This window comes from Nonlabens sp. SY33080 (genome assembly GCF_011784885.1).
Taxonomy (GTDB): Bacteria; Bacteroidota; Bacteroidia; order Flavobacteriales; family Flavobacteriaceae; genus Nonlabens; species Nonlabens tegetincola.
In genome coordinates this window covers 840,048-861,552 of sequence record NZ_CP050461.1, presented here as the reverse complement: position 1 = coordinate 861,552, position 21,505 = coordinate 840,048, and the positions used below count along the sequence as shown (strand labels likewise).

23 protein-coding genes are annotated in these 21,505 nt (G+C 34.8%); 12 read left to right on the top strand and 11 right to left on the bottom strand.

From position 1 onward, the window contains the following. Positions 1–216 precede the first annotated feature (216 nt). The 8 genes from HCN53_RS03955 to HCN53_RS03920 all read right to left on the bottom strand — a co-directional run bounded on the left by HCN53_RS03955 (position 217) and on the right by HCN53_RS03920 (position 7,713). Entirely contained in the window at positions 217–1,500 is a 1,284-nt protein-coding gene (locus tag HCN53_RS03955; RefSeq protein ID WP_167342105.1) for an ammonium transporter, read from the bottom strand. Between the two features lie 327 nt (positions 1,501–1,827). Beyond that, entirely contained in the window at positions 1,828–3,021 is a 1,194-nt protein-coding gene (gene sucC / locus HCN53_RS03950; RefSeq protein WP_060522378.1) for an ADP-forming succinate--CoA ligase subunit beta, read from the bottom strand. 171 nt (positions 3,022–3,192) lie between these two features. Then, complete coding sequence (locus HCN53_RS03945; protein WP_105019142.1) at positions 3,193–3,570, bottom strand: hypothetical protein; 378 nt, start codon at positions 3,568–3,570, stop codon at positions 3,193–3,195. Between the two features lie 7 nt (positions 3,571–3,577). Continuing rightward, entirely contained in the window at positions 3,578–4,777 is a 1,200-nt protein-coding gene (locus HCN53_RS03940) for an alanine dehydrogenase (protein WP_167342104.1), read from the bottom strand. A 13-nt stretch (positions 4,778–4,790) separates the two neighbouring features. Further along, entirely contained in the window at positions 4,791–5,273 is a 483-nt protein-coding gene (locus tag HCN53_RS03935; RefSeq protein ID WP_042279246.1) for a hypothetical protein, read from the bottom strand. Between the two features lie 107 nt (positions 5,274–5,380). Further along, positions 5,381–5,560, bottom strand: a complete 180-nt coding sequence (locus HCN53_RS03930) for a hypothetical protein (protein ID WP_042279245.1) — start codon at positions 5,558–5,560, stop codon at positions 5,381–5,383. Between the two features lie 177 nt (positions 5,561–5,737). Further along, positions 5,738–6,163, bottom strand: coding sequence for a tRNA (adenosine(37)-N6)-threonylcarbamoyltransferase complex ATPase subunit type 1 TsaE (tsaE, locus tag HCN53_RS03925; RefSeq protein ID WP_167342103.1), 426 nt, complete (start codon positions 6,161–6,163; stop codon positions 5,738–5,740). Beyond that, the gene (locus tag HCN53_RS03920) at positions 6,163–7,713 is read right to left on the bottom strand and encodes a response regulator (protein WP_167342102.1); all 1,551 of its coding nucleotides are present in this window, start codon (positions 7,711–7,713) and stop codon (positions 6,163–6,165) included. Before HCN53_RS03920 ends, tsaE begins: the two co-directional genes overlap by 1 nt. Before the next feature lie 31 nt (positions 7,714–7,744). On the opposite strand from HCN53_RS03920, the gene HCN53_RS03915 reads away from it, so the two are divergent. From HCN53_RS03915 to HCN53_RS03865, 11 genes are all read left to right on the top strand, one after another. After that, positions 7,745–8,977, top strand: a complete 1,233-nt coding sequence (locus HCN53_RS03915) for an HD domain-containing protein (protein WP_167342101.1) — start codon at positions 7,745–7,747, stop codon at positions 8,975–8,977. Between the two features lie 85 nt (positions 8,978–9,062). Beyond that, complete coding sequence (lpxD, locus tag HCN53_RS03910; RefSeq protein WP_167342100.1) at positions 9,063–10,076, top strand: UDP-3-O-(3-hydroxymyristoyl)glucosamine N-acyltransferase; 1,014 nt, start codon at positions 9,063–9,065, stop codon at positions 10,074–10,076. Between the two features lie 5 nt (positions 10,077–10,081). Then, the gene (locus HCN53_RS03905; protein WP_042279234.1) at positions 10,082–11,482 is read left to right on the top strand and encodes a bifunctional UDP-3-O-[3-hydroxymyristoyl] N-acetylglucosamine deacetylase/3-hydroxyacyl-ACP dehydratase; all 1,401 of its coding nucleotides are present in this window, start codon (positions 10,082–10,084) and stop codon (positions 11,480–11,482) included. Next, positions 11,483–12,268: an acyl-ACP--UDP-N-acetylglucosamine O-acyltransferase gene (gene lpxA, locus HCN53_RS03900; RefSeq protein ID WP_042279232.1), complete on the top strand. Its 786-nt coding sequence runs from the start codon at positions 11,483–11,485 to the stop codon at positions 12,266–12,268. 6 nt (positions 12,269–12,274) lie between these two features. Then, a complete protein-coding gene (efp, locus tag HCN53_RS03895; protein WP_060522383.1) occupies positions 12,275–12,841 on the top strand; it encodes an elongation factor P in 567 nt (188 codons plus the stop codon). Next, positions 12,842–13,759, top strand: coding sequence for a UDP-3-O-(3-hydroxymyristoyl)glucosamine N-acyltransferase (locus HCN53_RS03890; RefSeq protein WP_167342099.1), 918 nt, complete (start codon positions 12,842–12,844; stop codon positions 13,757–13,759). 3 nt (positions 13,760–13,762) lie between these two features. Then, positions 13,763–14,140 (top strand): hypothetical protein, encoded by a 378-nt coding sequence (locus HCN53_RS03885; protein WP_060522385.1) that lies wholly within the window; start codon positions 13,763–13,765, stop codon positions 14,138–14,140. 24 nt (positions 14,141–14,164) lie between these two features. Beyond that, the gene (gene sucD / locus HCN53_RS03880; protein ID WP_060522386.1) at positions 14,165–15,040 is read left to right on the top strand and encodes a succinate--CoA ligase subunit alpha; all 876 of its coding nucleotides are present in this window, start codon (positions 14,165–14,167) and stop codon (positions 15,038–15,040) included. A gap of 73 nt (positions 15,041–15,113) precedes the next feature. Next, positions 15,114–15,860, top strand: a complete 747-nt coding sequence (gene fabG, locus HCN53_RS03875; protein WP_042279226.1) for a 3-oxoacyl-[acyl-carrier-protein] reductase — start codon at positions 15,114–15,116, stop codon at positions 15,858–15,860. 13 nt (positions 15,861–15,873) lie between these two features. Continuing rightward, complete coding sequence (locus tag HCN53_RS03870; RefSeq protein ID WP_167342098.1) at positions 15,874–17,898, top strand: hypothetical protein; 2,025 nt, start codon at positions 15,874–15,876, stop codon at positions 17,896–17,898. 9 nt (positions 17,899–17,907) lie between these two features. Continuing rightward, positions 17,908–18,720, top strand: coding sequence for a prohibitin family protein (locus HCN53_RS03865; protein WP_105019134.1), 813 nt, complete (start codon positions 17,908–17,910; stop codon positions 18,718–18,720). Between the two features lie 61 nt (positions 18,721–18,781). On the opposite strand, the gene HCN53_RS03860 is transcribed toward HCN53_RS03865, so the two are convergent. Further along, positions 18,782–19,291, bottom strand: a complete 510-nt coding sequence (locus HCN53_RS03860) for a nuclear transport factor 2 family protein (RefSeq protein WP_167342097.1) — start codon at positions 19,289–19,291, stop codon at positions 18,782–18,784. 51 nt (positions 19,292–19,342) lie between these two features. Here HCN53_RS03860 and panB point away from each other — a divergent pair, with 51 nt between their 5' ends. Continuing rightward, positions 19,343–20,161 (top strand): 3-methyl-2-oxobutanoate hydroxymethyltransferase, encoded by an 819-nt coding sequence (gene panB, locus HCN53_RS03855; protein ID WP_042279222.1) that lies wholly within the window; start codon positions 19,343–19,345, stop codon positions 20,159–20,161. Positions 20,162–20,206: 45 nt separating this feature from the next. On the opposite strand, the gene HCN53_RS03850 is transcribed toward panB, so the two are convergent. Both HCN53_RS03850 and HCN53_RS03845 read right to left on the bottom strand, forming a co-directional pair. Continuing rightward, positions 20,207–20,725, bottom strand: coding sequence for a CIA30 family protein (locus HCN53_RS03850; RefSeq protein ID WP_167342096.1), 519 nt, complete (start codon positions 20,723–20,725; stop codon positions 20,207–20,209). Positions 20,726–20,819: 94 nt separating this feature from the next. Next, positions 20,820–21,497, bottom strand: a complete 678-nt coding sequence (locus HCN53_RS03845; protein ID WP_167342095.1) for a hypothetical protein — start codon at positions 21,495–21,497, stop codon at positions 20,820–20,822. Positions 21,498–21,505 lie beyond the last annotated feature (8 nt).

The window sequence follows — 21,505 nt, the reverse complement described above, 5'->3', positions numbered from 1 at the left end:
AAAATAGGAAAATAACTTCTAGCTTCTATAGATTTTTTTCTTAGATAGTTTAATTGTCTTGAAAGTCCAAGATTACAAGTATTGTAGCGACTTAATAGTTCTTGTTTTTCCTTTTCCATAACGCAACATTTTACTAGAATAAAAGTAAAATAGTTCTAGCGTAACCCATTAAATTTAATGAGAATAATTAGTTAACTATTTGTAAAATTTACAATTCTAAGAATAGGTTTCACCATGTTGTGAAGCGTCTAGTCCTCTCTTTTCTTGATCTTCTCTCACTCTTAATGGGATTATTTTATTTACTATCCAATATAATATCCAGCTGCCAGCAAACGTAAATATAGAAACGCCTACAAGAGATATCATATGCCATGTAAAAGTAGTTGTCTCTCCATAAATCAGCCCAACTTCTTTGGCAAAAACAGCTGTAAGGATCATTCCTACAACACCACCTACACCGTGAGAAGGAAAAACGTCTAGTGTATCATCAAGATCGGTTTTGTTTTTAAATCTAATAGCCCAATTACTTATTAGTGCTGCGATAAATCCTATAAAAATAGACTGACTAAGTGATACAAATCCAGCTGCTGGAGTTATGGCTACTAATCCTACTATAGCTCCAATACACGCATTTAAAGCACTCATCTTGCGGCCAGAAAATCTGTCATAAAAAACCCAAGTAATCATAGCGGTGGCACTTGCAAGATTTGTATTTGCAAATGATATTACCGTATCCATATTTACACCTAGAGCAGATCCTGCGTTAAAACCAAACCAGCCAAACCATAATAAAGCTGTTCCTAAAATGATGTAAGCCGTGTTAGTAGTCTCGTGTGTAATCTTTTTACGTTTACCTAAGAAAACTGCACCAGCAAGTGCAGCAAATCCAGCGCTCATATGAACGACTGTCCCGCCTGCAAAATCTAGTACACCTAGATTTCTTAACAATCCATCCGGATGCCAAGTCATGTGAGCTAATGGGGTATAGATAAATAAGATGAACAGAACAATATAAAGGATGTAAGATCTAAATCTTATTCTACCAGCAAAACTACCAGTAATAAGAGCAGGAGTGATAATGGCAAATTTTAATTGAAAAAAGGCGAATAACAAAAAGGGAATAGTAGAACCAAAATTTGGATTAGGTGATAGAGTTACATTTTTAAAATTGAAATAAGTCATTGGGTTACCTATTATTCCTCCAATACTATCACCAAAGGCTAGACTGAATCCAACAATCACCCAAAGAACACTCACAATACCTAAGGCAATAAAACTTTGTAACATCGTGGAAATCACATTTTTCTTGTTAACCATTCCACCATAGAAAAAAGCTAGTCCAGGAGTCATAAGTAATACAAACGCACTAGCAACTAACATCCATGCAGTATCACCCGTATCAATTTGAGTACTTAATTCCTCTATCTCATAAGGTTCTCCCAAAATAAGTGAGATAATAATAAGTACAAGTAAAATGATAAAGTTCCATTTTTTTCCCATTCTTAAAACGTATTGAATTAAGGTTTTAAAATTAGGAGTACTTCAAATCAGATTAATAGATAATAAAGAAAATTTCAATTCAATTCTATTGGTAAAATTATTAAGTCCCTATAAATCAAACATATAATTCAGTATTGTAGAATTGGATTATAGTAATTAAATAGAAATATCTCAAAAGAAGGAATAAATTATCAAGAATATGATAAAATTAAAACCATCGTTGCTGGAATTGCGTAAAGACTATATCGTTTTCGTTTAATTCTTAAAAAACAGCACATAAAAAAACCGCCTTTAAAAGGCGGTTTTTTTATGTGCATTTATGAAAATTTAAGCTAGTACTTGCTGTACTTTATCTGCAGCTTCTTGGAATTCAACTGCACTCTGTACGTCTAGTCCAGAGTTATCTATCAATTCCTTAGCGATTTCTGCGTTAGTACCTTGCAATCTTACGATGATAGGCACATTGATTTCATCACCCATATTTTTGTAAGCGTCAACAATTCCTTGTGCTACTCTATCACATCTTACAATACCACCAAAGATATTAACTAGGATAGCTTCTACTGCTGGATCTTTAAGAATAATTCTAAAAGCTTCCTCTACACGTTTAGCATCTGCAGTACCACCTACGTCAAGAAAGTTTGCTGGTTCTCCACCAGCCATTTTAATTAAGTCCATGGTAGCCATTGCTAGTCCAGCACCATTTACCATACAACCTACGTTACCATCAAGATCTACATAGTTAAGACCAACTGCTTTAGCTTCTACTTCGGTTGCATTTTCTTCACGAGTGTCTCGCATCTCTGCGATGTCTTTGTGACGATAAAGCGCGTTTTCATCAAGAGAAATTTTACAGTCTACAGCGATTATGCGGTCATCACTTGCTTTTAATACAGGGTTGATTTCAAATAAAGAAGAATCAGAACCTACATAGGCGTTGTAAAGAGCATTGACAAATTTTGTCATTTCTTTGAACGCTTTACCACTTAGACCTAGGTTAAAAGCTATTCTTCTAGCTTGGAAACCTTGTAAACCGTGAGCAGGATCAATAGTTTCAGTAAAAATTAAGTGTGGAGTTTCTTCAGCAACAGTTTCAATGTCCATTCCACCTTCTGTAGAATACATGATCATATTTTTACCAGCTGCACGATCTAATAAAACAGACATGTAAAACTCTTCTGGTTCACTGTCTCCAGGATAGTAAACATCTTCAGCTACAAGGACCTGGTGAACTCTTTTTCCTTCTGGCGGAGTTTGAGGAGTAACTAAGTCCATTCCTATAATTTGACCTGCAATTTCATTAACTTCATCTAAGTTTTTTGCAAGTTTAACTCCACCACCTTTACCGCGACCACCAGCGTGAACTTGTGCTTTAATTACATGCCATCCAGTTCCGGTTTCTTCGGTAAGTGCTTTTGCTGCTTCTACAGCTTCTGCAGCAGTAGTTGCTACTTTACCTCTTTGAACAGTTACACCGTATCCAGCGAGTATTTCTTTTCCTTGATATTCGTGAAGATTCATATATAGAATTTAATGTCAATTAATAATTTGTAGCAAAAATAAGAAATGAGCCTTAGAATTGACAGTATAATTTAGGCCTATTTTATTAAGGTTTTATCAAAGTACTTTGTTATTTGATCTACGCTTTCGCGAAAGCGTAATAAATACATCCCAATTTTAAAAGATAAGTTTCTACTCCGTTGTAGTTATAACTTTTTCTACTCTTGCAAAACGATCACAGTTGCGCACCCAAAGTGCGGTGTTTTTTAAATCTTCTCTACCAGAAATATGATAAAAATTACAAGGAATTGTATCTGTATTTGATTTTGAAAAATCAACATTACCATATTTAAGAATAAGCTGGATACTTAACGTGTCTAATTGTTCACTTTTAAGTAATTCTCTAACTTCTGGGGACAATCTTATAGATTTTTTACCTATATCATTTATCACTCTAGATTCGGGCATCCAAGTGCATTGAGTGCGTTTTCCTGTCCAAAAAAATAACAGAAAGACCATTCCAATTGCAAATCCACTCATGTACAGTCCCCATCGTCTTATTTTTCTCATAACTTATTTAAAAGATGAGCAAATTTACATCGCTATGTGGTAAGTCATACCATTGTCCAACGGATTTATTTGTAAGAATACCGTGGTATAAATAAACGCTACATTTTAAACCTTTATCGGTTCGTAATGTGTGTTCAATACCACCATCACCACCGATATTAAGAAGATAAGGTGTAAAGATATTACTTAGGGAGATCGTTGCTGTACGACTATATCTACTAGGTAAATTAGGTACACAATAATGTGTAATATTAAATTTATCATAGGTAGGCGAGGAGTGAGTTGTTAATTCACTGGTTTCAAAACATCCACCCATATCGATACTTGTATCAATGATTACAGCACCCGATTTCATATTTTCCACCATAGGCTGTGATACTACCACAGGTGTACGATCTTCACCACTTAATGCTCCAATAGTAACGTCACATCGACGCAAGGCTTTGGCTAAATATTTAGGTTGAATAGTGGACGTATAGATATGATTACCTACACGATCCTGAATTCTCCTCAAATTGGTAATGGAATTATCAAAAACCTTTATCGTGGCACCTAGACCTTGAGCTGTTCTTGCGGCAAATTCACCTATTACACCAGCTCCTAGAATTACAACGTCAACAGGAGGAACACCTGTAATATTACCAAATAACTGACCGGTTCTATTTGATCCAGTTGCTAGTAGCTCCGAAGCTATCAATACTGATGCAATTCCTGATATCTCCCTAAGCGCATTTACGGCTGTAAATCTTCCCGATTCATCGGTTATGAATTCGTAAGCAAGAGCTGTGATTTTTTTTGAGGCAAGTTTTTTGAAATATGCTTTACTTCTAGTTTTTAATTGAAGACCAGAAAACAAAGTTGCATTAGGCTTTAATAAGTCTATCTCATCTAAAGATGGTGGAGCAACTTTGAGTACCATGGGACAAGAAAAGACTTTATTTTTGTCTGATGTGATTTCTCCACCAGCATTTATGTAATCTTGATCGGTAAAATTACTTCCTAATCCTGCACCTTTTTCTATAATTATTTTATGTCCGTGTGCTGTAATTGCAGCAACAGCATCGGGAGTGAGACAAATCCTTCTTTCAATTTCTTGATTTTCTTTAGGTATACCTATGATTAAATCTCTACTAGTTCTAGTAATTTCTAATCGCTCCTCTTGAGGTATAAGTTGGTCTTTTGTAAAAGGTGTAGAGATATTAGACATATGATAAAAACTATTAGATCCACTTATCGGATGGCTTGTGCATTTCCTCGTCTAATTTAGAACCTTGTTCATCAAGTCTTGCTCTCACGATGTCTCTTGCTGTATAACTTAAAAAGATGGCACCTATAACTACGGGTACCATAAAATATAAGTCTCTTTGATCTACAAACTCAATAGATGGGTCTAATACAGTATATACTTGTATGGCATACATTCCCATAGGTATTAATATGGCATGATACCACCAATGTTTACAGGTTAAAAACCAAATTAAGGTTATTAAAAAAGGAAATAGTTTTTGAAAAAACACCCAAAGTGCAACATAGAGATCTCCTCCAAATGGTTCAGTAAGAGAGTTTACGAAATCTGAATCAACATAATCTTCTGCATCAACAAATTGATAGAAATGAAAAAGATAAGGTAGACTTGCAAGAAAGACGATAATGATATTACCACCTAATACCTTTCTTTTCTTATTGGTAGAGTTGTTGGACATTTATAGGTTTAATGACTAGTTGCTGCAAATTAGTCAAAAAAAAGTAATTCAAAAAAAAATCGGTTACTTATTCAGTAACCGATTTTTTTATAAAAGAGTAGATAGTACTATAACCATCTTAAGTTTTCTCTGTTTAATACTTCACCTAGACGCTTCTTCTTGATTTCTTTAGAAGTTTTAGAAGTTTCTTCTTTAGCAGTATCTGGAGTGAACTGTACAGCTGCACCAGCTAATGATACTGTGAATAATGCTAAAAATGCGAAGGCTTGAATCTTTCTTGATTTCATAATGTAGGGTTTTAAATAGTTAGGTTTTCAATTAAGATGATTCAAATGTAGAATCACTTTATCGTGTAACCAAACTCCTACATGATAAAAAAGTTTAACGAAAGTAAAAAATCGTTATATAGTTTATGTGTTGCATATCGATAAAGTACAATTTATCTAAAGTTCAATTAAAATTTTTTAATATATGTTAAACGTTCTAGAGTTAAAATCTACAAAATTAATTGTAACTGTTTTAAAATCAGTTAATAAAGGCTTTGCTACCTGTGGCCATTCTATAAAATGAATACCTATTTTGTCGATATAATCTTCCATTCCTAGATCGAGCAACTCTTCTGTTTGGTTAATTCGGTACAGGTCATAATGAAAAATATCGCCGAATGGGCACTTATATTCGTTTACCAGTGAAAATGTCGGTGAAGATATCTCATCTTTCGATTTAAGTACTTTGCACAATTCTTTTATCAAAGTTGTTTTGCCTGAACCCATTTCTGCTTCAAAACAAATTATAATAAAACGATTAAAAACGGATTGTTCTATATTAAGGTCTCTTAATAGTTTTTTGGCAGCCTGGTTAACGGTATCTAAAGTATATGCGTATTCCATTATCTAGGTTCAAAAGTTGCTACTGGTATTAACATTTCTTCCATAGACACACCACCGTGTTGATATGTATTACGGTAATAACTCACGTAGTGATTGTAATTATTAGGGTAAGCAAAAAATAAATCTCCTTTGGCAAAAATGAAACTACTACTCATGTTGATCTTAGGAAGTTTTATAGTAGCTGGGTCTTGAGCTGCCAGAACATCTTTGTCTTCATATGTTAAACTACGACCTGTTTTGTATCTCAAATTCAAACTCGTATTCTTATCACCAATTACTTTACTAGGTGTTGTCACATTTATCGTACCGTGGTCAGTGGTTAGGATTAGTTTCATACCCAATTGCTGCGCACGTTGTATGATTTCTAGTAAAGGTGAATTTTTGAACCAACTTAAGGTTAAGGAACGGTATGCTTTGTCATTACTAGCGAGTTCTTTTATAACCTCCATTTCAGTTTTAGAATGAGAGAGCATATCGACGAAGTTGTAGACCACAACGGTAAGGTCGTTATCTTTTTGAGATTTAAAATTATCTGCAAGTTTTCTCCCGTTATTTTCGTTGGTGATTTTATGATATTGCCAACTTACATCTAATCTTAATCTTTTTAACTGAGCTTCTAGAAAGTCTGCCTCGTGCATATTTTTACCGCCTTCATCAGTATCATCTTTCCAATATTCTGGATGACGTTTCTTCATATCTTCAGGCATTAAACCACTAAATATGGCATTTCTAGCGTATTGAGTGGCTGTAGGTAAAATGGAGCAGTATGTTTCTTCTTGTTGTTTTTTATAATGATTGTTAACTAGCCCTTCAAAAGCTTTATATTGATCATACCTTAAATTGTCAATAACCACAAATAAAACCTGTTCCTTGTTTTTTAAAGTAGGAACAACCTTTTTCCTAAATAATTGATGACTTAATAAAGGAGCTTCTTCTTCATCTTCAAACCATTCTGGATAATTACGATCGATAAATTTGCAAAACTGATGATTTGCTTCGGTCTTTTGAGCATTTAATATTTCTCTCATACCACTATCCTCAATATCCTCTAATTCTATTTCCCAATAAAGTAGTTTTTGATAAAGCTTTACCCATTCTTCATAGGAATTGATCATGGATAATTCCATTGATATTTTTTGAAACTCTTTTTGGTAATCACTAGTTGTTTTCTCATTAATCAACCTTGAGTGATCCAAATTCTTTTTTACCGACAGTAATATTTGATTAGGGTTCACAGGTTTGATAAGATAGTCAGCAATTTTTGCTCCTATTGCTTCTTCCATGATGTACTCCTCTTCACTTTTAGTGATCATGATGACAGGAAGCTGTGATTGTTTTTCTTTTATCTCTGTAAGAGTTTCTAGACCTGTAAGTCCAGGCATATTTTCATCAAGAAAAACAATATCATAGTTGTCCTCATCAATAGCTTCAATGGCCTCTGTGCCGCTCACGCGAGTATCAACTTTGTAACCTTTACTTTCTAAAAAGAGTATGTGAGGTTTTAATAAATCTACCTCGTCATCTACCCATAATATTTTGATATTATTCATACTAGTATCTTTGCTTTAAAATGCCTGTCGTTTGAAACAACAAAACAAACTTAAAATATTAAACGATCCTATCTATGGATTTATTTCTATTCCTAGTAGAGAGATCTTTCAGTTAATTGAGCATCCTTACTTTCAAAGGTTGCGTAGAATTACACAAATGGGATTAAGTTATCTGGTTTACCCAGGTGCTCATCACACTCGTTTCCATCATGCCTTGGGATGCATGCATCTCATGCAAAAAGCAGTCCAAGTATTACGATCTAAAGGTGTTGTGATTGATGATAAGGAAGAGGATGCTCTTTATAAAACCATTTTATTACATGATATAGGTCATGGACCATTCTCTCACGCTCTTGAATATAAGATCGTTAAAGGTGTTACTCACGAGCAGCTATCTTTAAATTTTATGCAAGCTCTTAACGAGGAGTTTAACGGTAGTTTAACGCTTGCTATTAAAATTTTTAAAGGAGAGTATCATCGACCGTTTATGTTACAATTAATCTCTAGTCAATTAGATATGGATCGACTGGATTACCTTAAACGAGACAGTTTTTATACAGGAGTTGCAGAAGGAAATATAAACAGTACTAGGCTTATCGCGATGCTTAATGTTGTTAATGATGAGCTTGTAGTAGAAGAAAAGGGTATTTATAGCATAGAGCATTTTTTGACTTCGCGCAGGCTTATGTACTGGCAAGTGTATTTGCATAAAACAGGGATCGCTGCCGAGCATTTATTACAATCTTTTTTCAAGCGATTAGTTGAATTGTATGAGTCTAAAATATCCGTTGCATTACCAGACCGTATCGAGTACTTTATTACTAGAGAAAATTTTGATCAGGCTAGTGCTCATGATTTAAAGATGTTTGCAAGGTTAGATGATACTGATGTTTTTACTGCGCTTAAAATGAATGTCGATCATGAGGACTTTGTGCTCAGGGAATTAAGTAATATGCTTCTTAATAGACAATTACTCAAAGTCAAGTTTAGAGATGCTCCTGTTTCAGAAAAGAAATTGAATAGTAAAATTATTCAACTTCAAAAGCAATATAAATTGTCTGAGGATCAGGCTAGTTATTTCGTTTTTCAAGGAGTGGTTAAGCATACCGCTTTCGCGAAAGCGAACCCTATTAAAATTCTCACCAAAACAGGAAAGGTTAAGGAATTACTTAAAGTAACTAAAGAAGATAGTTTCAAAGCTCTTACCAAAGTTGCTCAAAAACATTACTACTGTCATCCTAAATTAAATGATAATTCAAAGTAATTATTTGTTTTATTGTGGATAACACAATATGAGTATGTTGTTGCTACGGGATTAATATTACATTAGTTTACTTATTTTTGCCACAATGAAGTTTACAGTCCAACAAATAGCTGACATTCTAGAAGGAATCGTAGATGGAGATGAACAACTAGAATTAAGTAAATTATCCAAGATAGAGGAAGGAGAAAAAGGAAGCTTGTCCTTTTTATCAAATCCTAAATACACTCCTTATATATATAACACACAAGCCAGTGCTGTTATCGTGAATAAAGACTTCCTGCCAGAACAGCCGGTAGACACCACACTCATTAAGGTTGAAGATAGTTATAAGGCTTTTTCAAAATTGCTTGAATATTACCAAATGGCCAAAATGAGTAAAACAGGTATAGAACAACCTAGTTTTATTCATGAAACGGCACAACTAGGTGATGATGTCTATGTAGGTGCTTTTGCTTACATAGGAGAGAATGTAAAAATAGGTGATGGAGTAAAGATTTTTCCACAATCACATATAGGTGACAACGTTACTATAGGTGATCATTCTGTAATTTTCTCGTCGGCTCAAGTATTATCAGATTGTGTAATCGGTAATCGAGTAGTTATCAATTCTGGTTGTGTGATAGGAGCCGATGGTTTTGGTTTTTCACCTAATCCTGATGGTACTTATAGTAAGGTGCCACAAACAGGTAATGTAATTATTGAAGATCATGTTGATGTAGGTGCTCTTTCAACTATTGATAGGGCTACTCTAGGTAGTACTATAATAAGGAAAGGAGCCAAGTTGGATAACCAAATTCAAATAGCTCACAATGTTGAGATAGGTGAAAATACGGTTATTGCAGCCCAAACGGGCGTTGCAGGTTCTACCAAGGTAGGTAAAAATTGCAGGATAGGTGGTCAAGTAGGAATAGTAGGGCATATCACAATAGGTGATAATGTCGGTATCCAAGCTCAAAGTGGAGTAGGAAGAAATATAAAATCAAATTCAAATATACAAGGATCGCCAGCCTTTGATTACGGTGATTGGAACCGTTCCTATGTGTATTTCAAAAATTTGCCAAAAATCGAAAAACGCATTACTGACCTAGAAAAACGTTAGTCATTATGACTGTCACAGACATTAATCAAACAACAATCGACCGTGAGGTCACCTTATCTGGTGTAGGATTACATACAGGTAAAGAAGTAACTCTAGTATTTAAACCAGCTCCGGCAGATCATGGTTATGCCTTTCAAAGAGTTGATCTTGAAGGAGAACCAGTTATTGAAGCGCTAGCTGCTTATGTAACTGATACTAAAAGAGGAACAACCCTTGATAAACGAGGAGTGCAAATCAATACTTGTGAGCATGTACTTGCTGCCCTTGTAGGACTGGAAATTGACAATTGTCTTATAGAAATCAATAGTAGTGAACCACCAATTATGGATGGATCCTCTAAGTTTTTTATTGAAGCTCTTGAAAAGGCTGGTATCAAGGAATTAGATGCAAAACGTCAAGAATTTGTAGTCAAGGAAATCATTTCTTACAAAGATGAGGAAACAGGTAGCGAGATTATTTTGATGCCTTCTGATAAATACCAAGTAACCACAATGGTTGATTTTGGTACTAAAGTATTAGGTACTCAAAATGCTACTCTTGAAAAATTATCAGATTTTAAATCTGAAATATCAGAAGCAAGAACCTTTAGTTTTTTACATGAATTAGAGATGTTACTGGATCACGGACTTATTCAAGGTGGTGATCTTAATAATGCGATAGTTTATGTAGATAAAGAGATTTCTGAGAAAACTATGAACAGCTTAAAAAAAGCGTTCAACAAGGAAAATATAAGTGTAAAACCTAATGGTATTTTAGATAACCTAGAGTTACATCACCCTAATGAGGCAGCACGCCATAAATTATTAGATGTAATCGGTGATCTTGCTTTAATAGGTTATAGAATACGCGGTAAAGTTATTGCAACAAAACCAGGTCACTTTGTTAACACTCAATTTGCAAAGAAAATGGCCAAGATTATAAAAAAGGATATTCGAGAAAATGTACCTGATATTGATGTCAATCAAACACCACTTATGGACGTCAATCAAATTATGGCTATGTTACCTCACCGTCCACCATTCTTGTTGGTAGATAAAATTTTTACCTTGACTGATAGTCAGGTAATCGGACTCAAGAATGTGACCATGAATGAACCATTTTTTGTAGGTCACTTTCCTGGACAACCGGTAATGCCAGGTGTTCTTATAGTAGAGGCAATGGCTCAAAATGGTGGTATATTAGTTCTAAGCACCGTTCCAGATCCTGAAAACTACCTCACTTTCTTTATGAAAATCGATAACGTTAAATTTAAACGTAAAGTAGTACCTGGAGATACCCTAATATTTAAATGTGATCTAATTACTCCTATAAGAAGAGGAATTGCTCACATGCAAGCATATGCTTATGCAAACGGCGTTTTATGTGCCGAAGCAGAGCTTATGGCTCAAATTTCAAAAGAAAAATAAATGAATCAACCTTTAGCATACGTACATCCAGGAGCAAAAATTGCAAAAAATGTAGTCATTGAACCATTTGCTACTATTCATAACAATGTAGTAATAGGTGAAGGTTCCTGGATAGGATCAAACGTTACTATCATGGAAGGTGCCCGCATAGGTAAAAATGTAAGCATTTTTCCAGGAGCAGTAATATCTGCAATACCGCAGGATAAAAAGTTTGAAGATGAAGAAACTACCACTGTCATAGGAGATGGTACTACCATTAGAGAATGCGTAACGATTAACCGTGGTACTAGTGATAAAATGAAAACTATCATTGGTAAAAATTGTTGGATTATGGCTTATTGCCATATTGCACATGATTGTGTTGTAGGAGATAATTGTATTTTCTCAAATAACAGTACACTCGCAGGTCATATAACCGTAGGAGATCACGTGGTGCTTGCGGGAATGGCGGCCGTTCAACAATTCTGTCAAATAGGGAATCATGCATTTGTTACCGGTGGATCGTTGGTGCGTAAAGATGTACCACCATACGTTAAAGCAGGTAGAGAACCTCTTAGTTATGTAGGTATTAATTCAGTAGGATTAAGAAGACGAGGTTTTGAACTAGAAAAAATACGAGAGATTCAAGATATCTATCGCATTTTATATCAAAAGAACTATAACGTTTCACAAGCGGTTCAAATTATCGAGGCAGAAATGAGCGCTTCAAACGAGCGTGATGAAATTATAGAATTTATTAAAAACTCTAAGCGAGGTATCATGAGAGGATACGTGCGCAACAATTAATAATATATGGCAAATACAAGCGACATTAGAAAAGGATTATGTATACGTTATAATCACGATATATATAAAATCATTGAATTTTTACACGTAAAACCTGGTAAAGGACCAGCGTTTGTAAGAACAAAACTTAAAAGTGTAACTACTGGTAAGGTTATCGATAATACCTTTTCTGCAGGTCATAAAATTGATGAAATCCGTGTTGAAACTCATACATTCCAGTATTTGTATAATGATGGTGAGGCCTACCACTTTATGAATACTGATACCTATGAGCAAATCCAGCTACCTGAAAGTAGTCTAGATGCTCCTGGTCTTCTTAAAGAAGGTGAAAATGTGAAAATTCAAATTAATACAGAGGACGACTCACCACTTTCAGTTGATATGCCTCAATATGTAATATTAGAAGTTACAGCGACAGAGCCTGGTGTAAAAGGTAACACAGCAACAAACGCTACAAAACCAGCTACCGTAGAAACAGGTGAACGAGTAATGGTTCCTTTATTTATCAATGAAGGTGATAAGATAAGAATCGATACAGAAAAAGGAGCTTATCACGAGCGTATTAAGGAATAGGTGAAATTCAATCAAACTCATAGACTAGATTTTATTGCTGACCTGATCAAATGTGAATTTGTTGGGCCAGCAGACTTTCCTGTAACAGGAATGAACGAGATTCATGTTGTTACTCCAGGAGATATTGTATTTGTTGATCATCCTAAATATTACGATAAGGCATTAAACAGTGCAGCCACCATTGTTTTGATAAACAAAAAAGTGGATTGTCCAGATGGAAAAGCCTTACTAATATCAGACGATCCTTTTAGGGATTTCAATAAGTTGACTCAACATTTTGTTCCTTTTAACGCTTTCGCGAAAGCGAACACAACAATAGCCACCACGGCATTAGTTCATCCCACAGCTAGTCTAGGAAATGAGGTAGTCGTAGGTGAAAACACGGTTATACATGCCAACGTATCGATAGGCGATCGTTGTATCATAGGTGATAATGTTATTATACACGCTGGTACAGTTTTAGGCGGAGATGCTTTTTATTATAAAAGGAGAGAAGCTGGATATGACAAACTATTGAGTAACGGTAGAGTAGTCATTGAAGATCAAGTTGAAATAGGTGCTTTGTGTACCATTGATAGAGGTGTCTCTGGCGATACTACTATTGGTTATGGGTCAAAGTTGGACAATCAGGTTCACATAGGACATGATACCGTTTTGGGTAGACATGTACTTATAGCCAGTCAAGTAGGAATTGCGGGCTGTGTAATCATTGAGGACAACGTAAAATTATGGGGTCAGGTAGGTGTGCGCAGCGATGTTAAACTAGGAGAAGGTTGTGAGGTTATGGCACAAAGTGGAGTGTCTAAAGACATTCAACCAGGCGAGGCCGTATTTGGTTCACCAGCAATTAATGCAAAAGAAAAGTTTAAAGAGTTGGCTGCCCTAAGAATGTTGCCTAATTTAGTCAAAAAATTATAAGAAGTGTCAGCAAAAAAAATAGTTCAATCGTTTTTAGATTCTCAGGTATTTGTAGATAGTTCACAATTCCCAGAATTTTTTCATAAAGATTTAAAAGTATACTGGCATTCCAGTTCAGGATTCAATGTGTTCGATTATCAATCTTACCTAGACTTGTACAAGTCAAATACGGATAATTACGAGGTTATGAGAACTGATGTTACTCATATTCTTGCAAATAATAAAAGCGAAGTTGCTGCGCGATTCACACTTTACGTGCGTACCTTTGAAAATCCTAATGAAGAAATGCCTATAGGCTATTTTATTAGTATTTTTAAAGTTCAAGATGACAGAATTATTGAAGCGCATCATTCTAGTCATCCTAGTGAAAAAGAAAGTTAATTTAATAAGTATAAATACATATAAATGAGTGTTTTAGTAAATAAGGATTCAAATATTATAGTTCAAGGATTTACTGGTAGTGAAGGTACTTTTCATGCTGGTCAAATGATTGAATACGGTACAAACGTTGTAGGTGGAGTTACTCCAGGTAAAGGTGGTCAAGAACACCTAGGTAAACCAGTTTTTAATACGGTTAAAGAGGCTGTTGAAAAGGTAAACGCCGATACAACAATTATTTTTGTTCCACCAGCATTTGCTGCTGATGCTATTAAGGAAGCTGCTGACGCAGGTATCAAAGTAATCATTACTATTACTGAAGGTATTCCTGTGGCAGATATGGTAAAAGCTGCTGATTATATCAAGGATAAGGACTGTAGATTAGTTGGTCCTAACTGTCCTGGTGTAATTACTCCAGGTGAGGCAAAAGTTGGAATTATGCCAGGTTTTGTATTTAAAGAAGGTAAAGTAGGAATTGTATCAAAATCTGGAACACTTACTTATGAAGCTTCTGACCAGGTAGTAAAACAAGGTTATGGTATTTCTACAGCAATAGGAATTGGTGGTGATCCAATTATTGGAACGACTACAAAGGAAGCCGTTGAATTATTTATGAATGACCCAGAAACTGAGGCTATCGTAATGATAGGTGAAATAGGTGGTCAGTTAGAAGCTGATGCTGCTAGATGGATTAAAGAAACAGGTAATAAAAAACCAGTTGTTGGTTTTATCGCAGGTGAAACTGCTCCTGCTGGACGTACAATGGGTCACGCAGGTGCTATTGTAGGTGGATCTGAAGACACTGCTCAAGCTAAGAAGGCAATTATGAGAGAATGTGGTATTCACGTTGTTGATTCTCCAGCTGAGATAGGTAAAAAAGTTGCTGAAGTTCTAGGAAAATAATTATAGATTTTCTTAAAACTCAATGGAACACACTGTGTTCCATTGAGTTTTATTTTTATAAATACCAAACCTTATGAAATTACTGGAAGGAAAAAATGTAATCATCACTGGCGCAAGCCGTGGAATAGGTAAAGGGATTGCACGTGTTTTTGCAGAAAATGGTGCCAATGTTGCTTTTACCTACGCAAGTTCTGAAGCACCTGCTCTAGAATTAGAAAAAGAGTTAACTGACCTAGGAGTTAAAGCAAAAGCTTATAAGAGTAACGCTGCAGACTTCAATCAAGCTCAGGAACTCATAGAAGCGGTCTCGAATGATTTTGATACTATAGATGTATTGATAAATAATGCTGGGATAACTAAGGATAATTTACTTATGCGTATAAGTGAAGAGGATTTTGACAAGGTGATTGAAGTAAACTTAAAGTCTGTTTTTAACATGACTAAAGCTGTACAACGTACCATGTTAAAACAACGTAAGGGAAGCATTATCAATATGAGCAGCGTGGTTGGTGTTAAAGGTAATGCAGGACAAACCAATTATGCCGCATCAAAAGCTGGTATCTTAGGTTTTACAAAATCTGTTGCTCTGGAATTGGGATCTCGTAATATACGTTGTAATGCCATTGCTCCAGGTTTTATTGAAACTGAAATGACCGGTGCTCTAGATGAGAAAACGGTACAAGGATGGAGAGACGGAATTCCTCTTAAAAGAGGTGGTACTCCAGAAGATGTGGCAAATGCATGTGTATTTCTAGCTAGTGATTTATCTGCTTACATTACTGGTCAAGTACTTAATGTTGATGGTGGAATGTTAACTTAAACCATTAATTATCTTGCAAACTGCTTATTATTTATGGATAGGAGTAGCGGTAATCGCTAGTGCATTATTTGCTTGGTATTCCTATTTTTTTAAAGAAAAGCGTTTATCAAATAGTTTATATTACTTAGCTGTACTTAGGTTCATTTCTGTTCTAAGTGCAGCTTTTTTATTGATTAATCCAAAGTTTGTTACAAAATCCTTTCAGGATGAAAAGCCGGTTCTTTCCATTCTATTGGATCAATCTAAATCCATAGATTATCTTAATGCTAGCGAACAACTCAACTCGGATTATCAAAGCTTGATTCAAAATGAAGATTTAGTTGAAAAGTTTGAAATAAGAACATTTGCACTAGACGATAATTTTGAACCCTTTGATAGTTTAAATTTTAAAGGTGACGCTACTAATATCTCAAACGGGTTATCCAAGAATCAAGAGCTTTTTAAATCAAGAAATAATGTTACTTTACTGCTTACAGATGGAAATCAAAGTAGAGGTAGGGATCTAGCTTTCACCAAATTAAATAATCCAGAATCACTTTTTCCTATAATTTATGGGGATACGACTGTTTATGACGATTTTAGAATAGGACAGGTAAATGTTAATAAATATTCTTATTTAAAAAATGAATTTCCTGTTGAGATATTTGTTCAATATTCAGGAGACGTATCAAGAGAATCGAGACTCACAATCAAGAATGGTAACCAAATTGTTTATCGAGAAAATCTAACATTCTCCAAAAATAATTCTAGTACTGTAATTTCGGCCTTATTAGAAAGTACTTCCATAGGTACACAACGGTACCAAATCGCTATAGAACCTTTCACAGAAGAGAAAAATACCTCTAACAATTATAGAAATTTTGCTGTTGAAGTAATCGATCAACAAACCAAGGTGGCCATTATTACAGCTAGCATGCATCCTGACGTAGGTGCGTTGCGTAAAGCCATTGAAAGCAATCAACAAAGAACAGTTGAAATTGTGAATCCCGATAAAGTTTCTAATCTAAATGAGTATAACTTAATTATTTTTTATGGTGTCAACCAGGACTTAAAGCCAATTATAAAGCAGGTAAAGTTATTGGGTAAAAACACTTGGTGGTTACTGGGAGAATCTCCAGATATTCAAATGATCAACTCTTTACAAAACGCCTTTTCAATCGAAAACTCAAAGGATGTTGATGAGGTGCAACCCATTCTTAATGAGAATTTTACGGCCTATAATGTTGATTCATTTTCATTTAATGATTATCCACCAGTAAGAGCACCTTTTGGAATGGTAAGTTTTAATACACCTATTGATATACTTTTCTACAAACAAATAGGATCTGTAGAAACAGCCGATCCTTTATGGTTTAATTATGAGGAAAATACCAACCGACATTCTGTTACAATGGGTGCAGGATTATGGAGATGGCGATCACAAAGTTTTATAGAGTCAACCTCTTTTACAAATTTTGACGATTTAGTGAGTAGTCAGGTGCAACTACTAGCAAGTAATAAAAAACGTAAGCGACTAGATGTAGATTATAATTCCTTTTATTATCAAAACAATGAAATAGTAATCAATGCTATATTTTTAAACAAAAACTACGAGTTTGAAGACAGTGGTATTCTAAATCTTTATTTAACTAATCTTGAAACTAGTGAGAAAATTATCAGGCCATTTGTTCTCTCTAACAATACCTATAAGGTAAATCTTTCAGATATAGAACCAGCAGATTATAACTTTACAGTAAAAGTTGAAAATGATGTTTTAACTCAATCTGGAAAAATAAGCATACTCGAGTTTGACATTGAAAAACAATTTACCAGTGCGAGTTCTAGCTCTTTCAATTCTTTAATTGATTCTAGTAATATTTTTTATGCTGGCGAGACCAATAAAGTACTAGATGAACTACTTGATGAATCTAAGTATAAAACTATCGAAAAAGCAACTCTTAAATATTCCTCTTTAATTGATTGGCACTATTTATTAGGAGTTTTGCTTTTGTCCTTAGGACTAGAATGGTTTATCAGGAAATACAACGGATTAATTTAAAATTAGATTATGGAAAAATTACCAAAGGCAGCAATTCTATTTGCGATAGGAATTGTACTAGCTATTATTATTTTATTTAAAAGTTCAGTTAATATAGGTGCTGGTGAAGCAGGTGTTCTATTCAACTTCTTTTCTGGTGTTGATACCAGTAAAACCTATGGAGAAGGATTTCATATCATTGCACCGTGGAATGATATGACGGAATTTAGAGTGAAACAACAATCATTTTCTGATAGTATGGAAGTACTTTCGGTAAACGGTCTTAAAGTAACTGTTGAAGGTACGGTGTGGTTTCAACCAGAATATGATAACCTACCTAGGTTGTATAAGGAAAAAGGAGCAAATTACGTTGAAACTATCCTTGATCCGGCCATTAACGCTGCTACCAGATCAGTAGTTGGTCGTTACACTCCTGAGCAACTTTATTCCTCTAAGAAGGAAATTATTGTAAGTGAAATCATGTCTGAACTTACTAAGGAATTAGAAGGCCAATACCTTACCGTGAACAAGGTATTTGTAAAAGAGGTTAAGTTACCACCTAAAATTAACGATGCTATCGAACGTAAGTTAAGACAGGAACAAGAAGCTCAAGAGTACGAGTTCAGGCTGGTAAAGGCTCAAAAAGAAGCAGAACGTCAAAGAATTGACGCACAAGGTAAGGCCGCAGCAAATGATATTTTAAGTAAATCACTTACTGATAAAATTTTAATGGAAAAAGGTATTGAGGCTACTTTAAAACTTGCTGAATCACCTAATTCTAAAGTGATCGTTGTAGGTAGTTCTGACAACGGTGGTTTACCTATAATCCTAGGAAATCAGTAGTTTTAAATAATTGCGGATTAAAAAAAAGACCTGTTTTAACACAGGTCTTTTTTTATTGAAATTAGTAAAGCATATTCCGAGTGTCCGTAATTCCAGTTATCAACCATTTATCATTGTAATAAACCATGGTAAATACGTTGACACCACTATGTGAAAATTGACCATTAACATGAAATTCGTAGGTTGTATGGACCGTTGCAATATCCTCAAAAGTAGTATGACTAATTTCTATAAGCGTTTCCTTAAAGGTCATGTTTTCTGGAATATTTAAAATGCTATTCACAAAGTCAGACTTACTCGCCTTTTCCATTGAATTTCCTTTAGAACGAGACTTAATATAAGAGAATAGCATCAGATTATCGGCCATGGACTGGTCTAGGGCAACGCTATCCTGCTCGTGAAATGCATCGAAAAATTCACGTACAGCCTCCACAGGAGACTTTTTTATCGGCTTCACCATTTCATTAATAGAGTCCTGTGCAATGGATTCTTGTTCTACCGGTTGTTGAGAGTACGCTTTCGCGAAAGCGAAACAAACACAAACCATCATTAATAAAGCTTTCCTGTTCATAATATCTAATTGAATGGTAATATTAGTATTTTTACTTCATAAAACAAGATTATGTCTGTAGCAAAGAAGCAATATAAAAGAATAACCGTTAAATCATTATCCGAAATGAAGGCCAATGGAGAAAAAATCTCTATGCTAACTGCTTATGATTATACCATGGCCAAAATAGTAGATAGTGGCGGCGTTGATGTGATTCTAGTAGGAGATAGCGCTAGTAACGTAATGGCAGGTCACGAGACTACGCTACCTATAACACTAGATCAAATGATTTATCATGCGAGTAGTGTTGTAAGAGCCGCAGAGCGCTCGCTGGTTGTTGTAGATTTACCTTTTGGTAGTTATCAAAGTGATCCTAAAGAGGCCTTGCGCAGTGCGATTAGAATAATGAAGGAAAGTGGCGGACACAGCGTTAAACTTGAAGGAGGAAGAGAAGTAAAGGAATCCATAAAACGTATTTTACACGCAGGAATACCGGTAATGGGCCATCTAGGACTTACACCTCAAAGTATATATAAATTTGGTACTTATACAGTACGTGCTAAAGAAGAAGCCGAAGCGGAAAAGCTTATTGAGGATGCATTATTACTCGAAAAATGGGGTTGTTTTGCCCTAGTGCTAGAAAAAGTTCCCGCTGCTCTTGCAGAAAAAGTAGCAAGTCAATTAAGTATACCTGTAATTGGTATAGGTGCTGGTGCTGGAGTTGATGGTCAGGTATTAGTTTCTCATGATATGTTTGGAATGACACATGAATTTAATCCACGTTTTTTACGTAGGTATTTAAATCTTTATGAGGAAATGGGTGATGCAGTAAGTTCCTACGTTAAGGATGTTAAAGCAAAAGACTTTCCTAATGAGAATGAACAATACTAATTAAAATAACAAATAAAAAAGGTGCTTGTAAACGCACCTTTTTTATTATAAGAACTTAATGTATTCTACATCGATACTATAATTACCTACAATACCATCGGATATAGAGAAATTATATCTTAAAACTTTTTTTAAGTTTTCTTTATCAATTTCTCCAGGAATAATGTTGTGAAAAAGGACACGCTTGAAATGATTGATGGGTAGCTTTATGGTCTTCCAAGTATTCTTATGCATACGAATCATATATCCGTATTTTTCTTGTTGAACACCTGGATTGAACTCTATTTCAAAAGCAACGGGTCTACCATCGGTTCTCAATTTAATTTCTATGAATTTCACCTCACTTAAATCTTGTTCAAGTTTGTGAGATCTCAACATGCTCCACGAGGAATTATTGACGGATTTAATGGTACCACAAAATTCTACATAATGATCGTGTTGAATTATTTCTCCAGTGCTTTTGCCACCTGTAAGTGAATCGGTAAGTGGAGTCCATTTAAATCTATATTCCATATTCCTTCCAAACTTTATTTCGGTAGGGATTAATGGTTCTAGGGTTTTCATGTATTAAAAATTTAAGGGGAAACAATTTTAATACAGAAAAAGGGGAATGAATATGTATTTACTTGGCTATTTCTCTAAAAACGTTTAACTGCCGTTAATCTCGTTGAAAAAAGCATAAATCTCCTAAATTTCCTTCTGATTCAAACTCAAAGTAACCTTTTCTACTCCTAGAATTAAGATATTGAAACTTTAATTCTTTACCTTTTATTTTTCTAAAATCGATATCATTGATGATCCATTGAGGATATCCACCCAATTGAATTAAAGGTGTAGGTGTGATGATTTGGCTTTTTGCTGTTTTATATAATGTCCAAGGAAATTCAGGAGCAAGCTTTACTATTAATTTATGTAATTCTGGATATCTATGAATTACCTCTTCCCAAATCGGTAAGCTTTTTACGGTTACTGTCTGGTAGTATTCTTGTATAGGGAACTCGTCATAATCAATCGTGCTTAATTCACAATAGGGACCGATTGAATTCGCTTTATGTTCATCAAAATAAAAAGCTTTAGACTCGCCATTAATAGGGAATACTCCTCTTAATGGTATGATCAAGCCTTTAGAATCTTTTTTTTGAATTTTTAAAAATACATTTTGGTCTATGTCTTTAACCTTATTATAACCTGTAGCCGTAATGACAATTTTATTCAGTTCTTCTTTTAATAAAGCTAAATCCTTTTCTGGAATTTTAGCTTTTTGCGCCATCTCCTTCATTAAAGACTCGCTCGTTTTTGATGATTTACCTATCATCGCTTGCAACCATTTAAACATAGTAAGGA

Coding starts and splice junctions, on each gene's coding strand:
- HCN53_RS03930 (WP_042279245.1), bottom strand. CDS start 5,560: ATGAAATCAAGAAAGATTCAAGCCTTCGCATTTTTAGCATTATTCACA.
- HCN53_RS03860 (WP_167342097.1), bottom strand. CDS start 19,291: ATGAACAGGAAAGCTTTATTAATGATGGTTTGTGTTTGTTTCGCTTTC.
- HCN53_RS03935 (WP_042279246.1), bottom strand. CDS start 5,273: ATGTCCAACAACTCTACCAATAAGAAAAGAAAGGTATTAGGTGGTAAT.
- HCN53_RS03845 (WP_167342095.1), bottom strand. CDS start 21,497: ATGTTTAAATGGTTGCAAGCGATGATAGGTAAATCATCAAAAACGAGC.
- panB (WP_042279222.1), top strand. CDS start 19,343: ATGTCTGTAGCAAAGAAGCAATATAAAAGAATAACCGTTAAATCATTA.
- HCN53_RS03945 (WP_105019142.1), bottom strand. CDS start 3,570: ATGAGAAAAATAAGACGATGGGGACTGTACATGAGTGGATTTGCAATT.
- HCN53_RS03865 (WP_105019134.1), top strand. CDS start 17,908: ATGGAAAAATTACCAAAGGCAGCAATTCTATTTGCGATAGGAATTGTA.
- HCN53_RS03920 (WP_167342102.1), bottom strand. CDS start 7,713: ATGAATAATATCAAAATATTATGGGTAGATGACGAGGTAGATTTATTA.
- lpxA (WP_042279232.1), top strand. CDS start 11,483: ATGAATCAACCTTTAGCATACGTACATCCAGGAGCAAAAATTGCAAAA.
- lpxD (WP_167342100.1), top strand. CDS start 9,063: ATGAAGTTTACAGTCCAACAAATAGCTGACATTCTAGAAGGAATCGTA.
- HCN53_RS03955 (WP_167342105.1), bottom strand. CDS start 1,500: ATGGGAAAAAAATGGAACTTTATCATTTTACTTGTACTTATTATTATC.
- HCN53_RS03850 (WP_167342096.1), bottom strand. CDS start 20,725: ATGAAAACCCTAGAACCATTAATCCCTACCGAAATAAAGTTTGGAAGG.
- HCN53_RS03940 (WP_167342104.1), bottom strand. CDS start 4,777: ATGTCTAATATCTCTACACCTTTTACAAAAGACCAACTTATACCTCAA.
- fabG (WP_042279226.1), top strand. CDS start 15,114: ATGAAATTACTGGAAGGAAAAAATGTAATCATCACTGGCGCAAGCCGT.
- sucC (WP_060522378.1), bottom strand. CDS start 3,021: ATGAATCTTCACGAATATCAAGGAAAAGAAATACTCGCTGGATACGGT.
- HCN53_RS03905 (WP_042279234.1), top strand. CDS start 10,082: ATGACTGTCACAGACATTAATCAAACAACAATCGACCGTGAGGTCACC.
- tsaE (WP_167342103.1), bottom strand. CDS start 6,163: ATGGAATACGCATATACTTTAGATACCGTTAACCAGGCTGCCAAAAAA.
- efp (WP_060522383.1), top strand. CDS start 12,275: ATGGCAAATACAAGCGACATTAGAAAAGGATTATGTATACGTTATAAT.
- sucD (WP_060522386.1), top strand. CDS start 14,165: ATGAGTGTTTTAGTAAATAAGGATTCAAATATTATAGTTCAAGGATTT.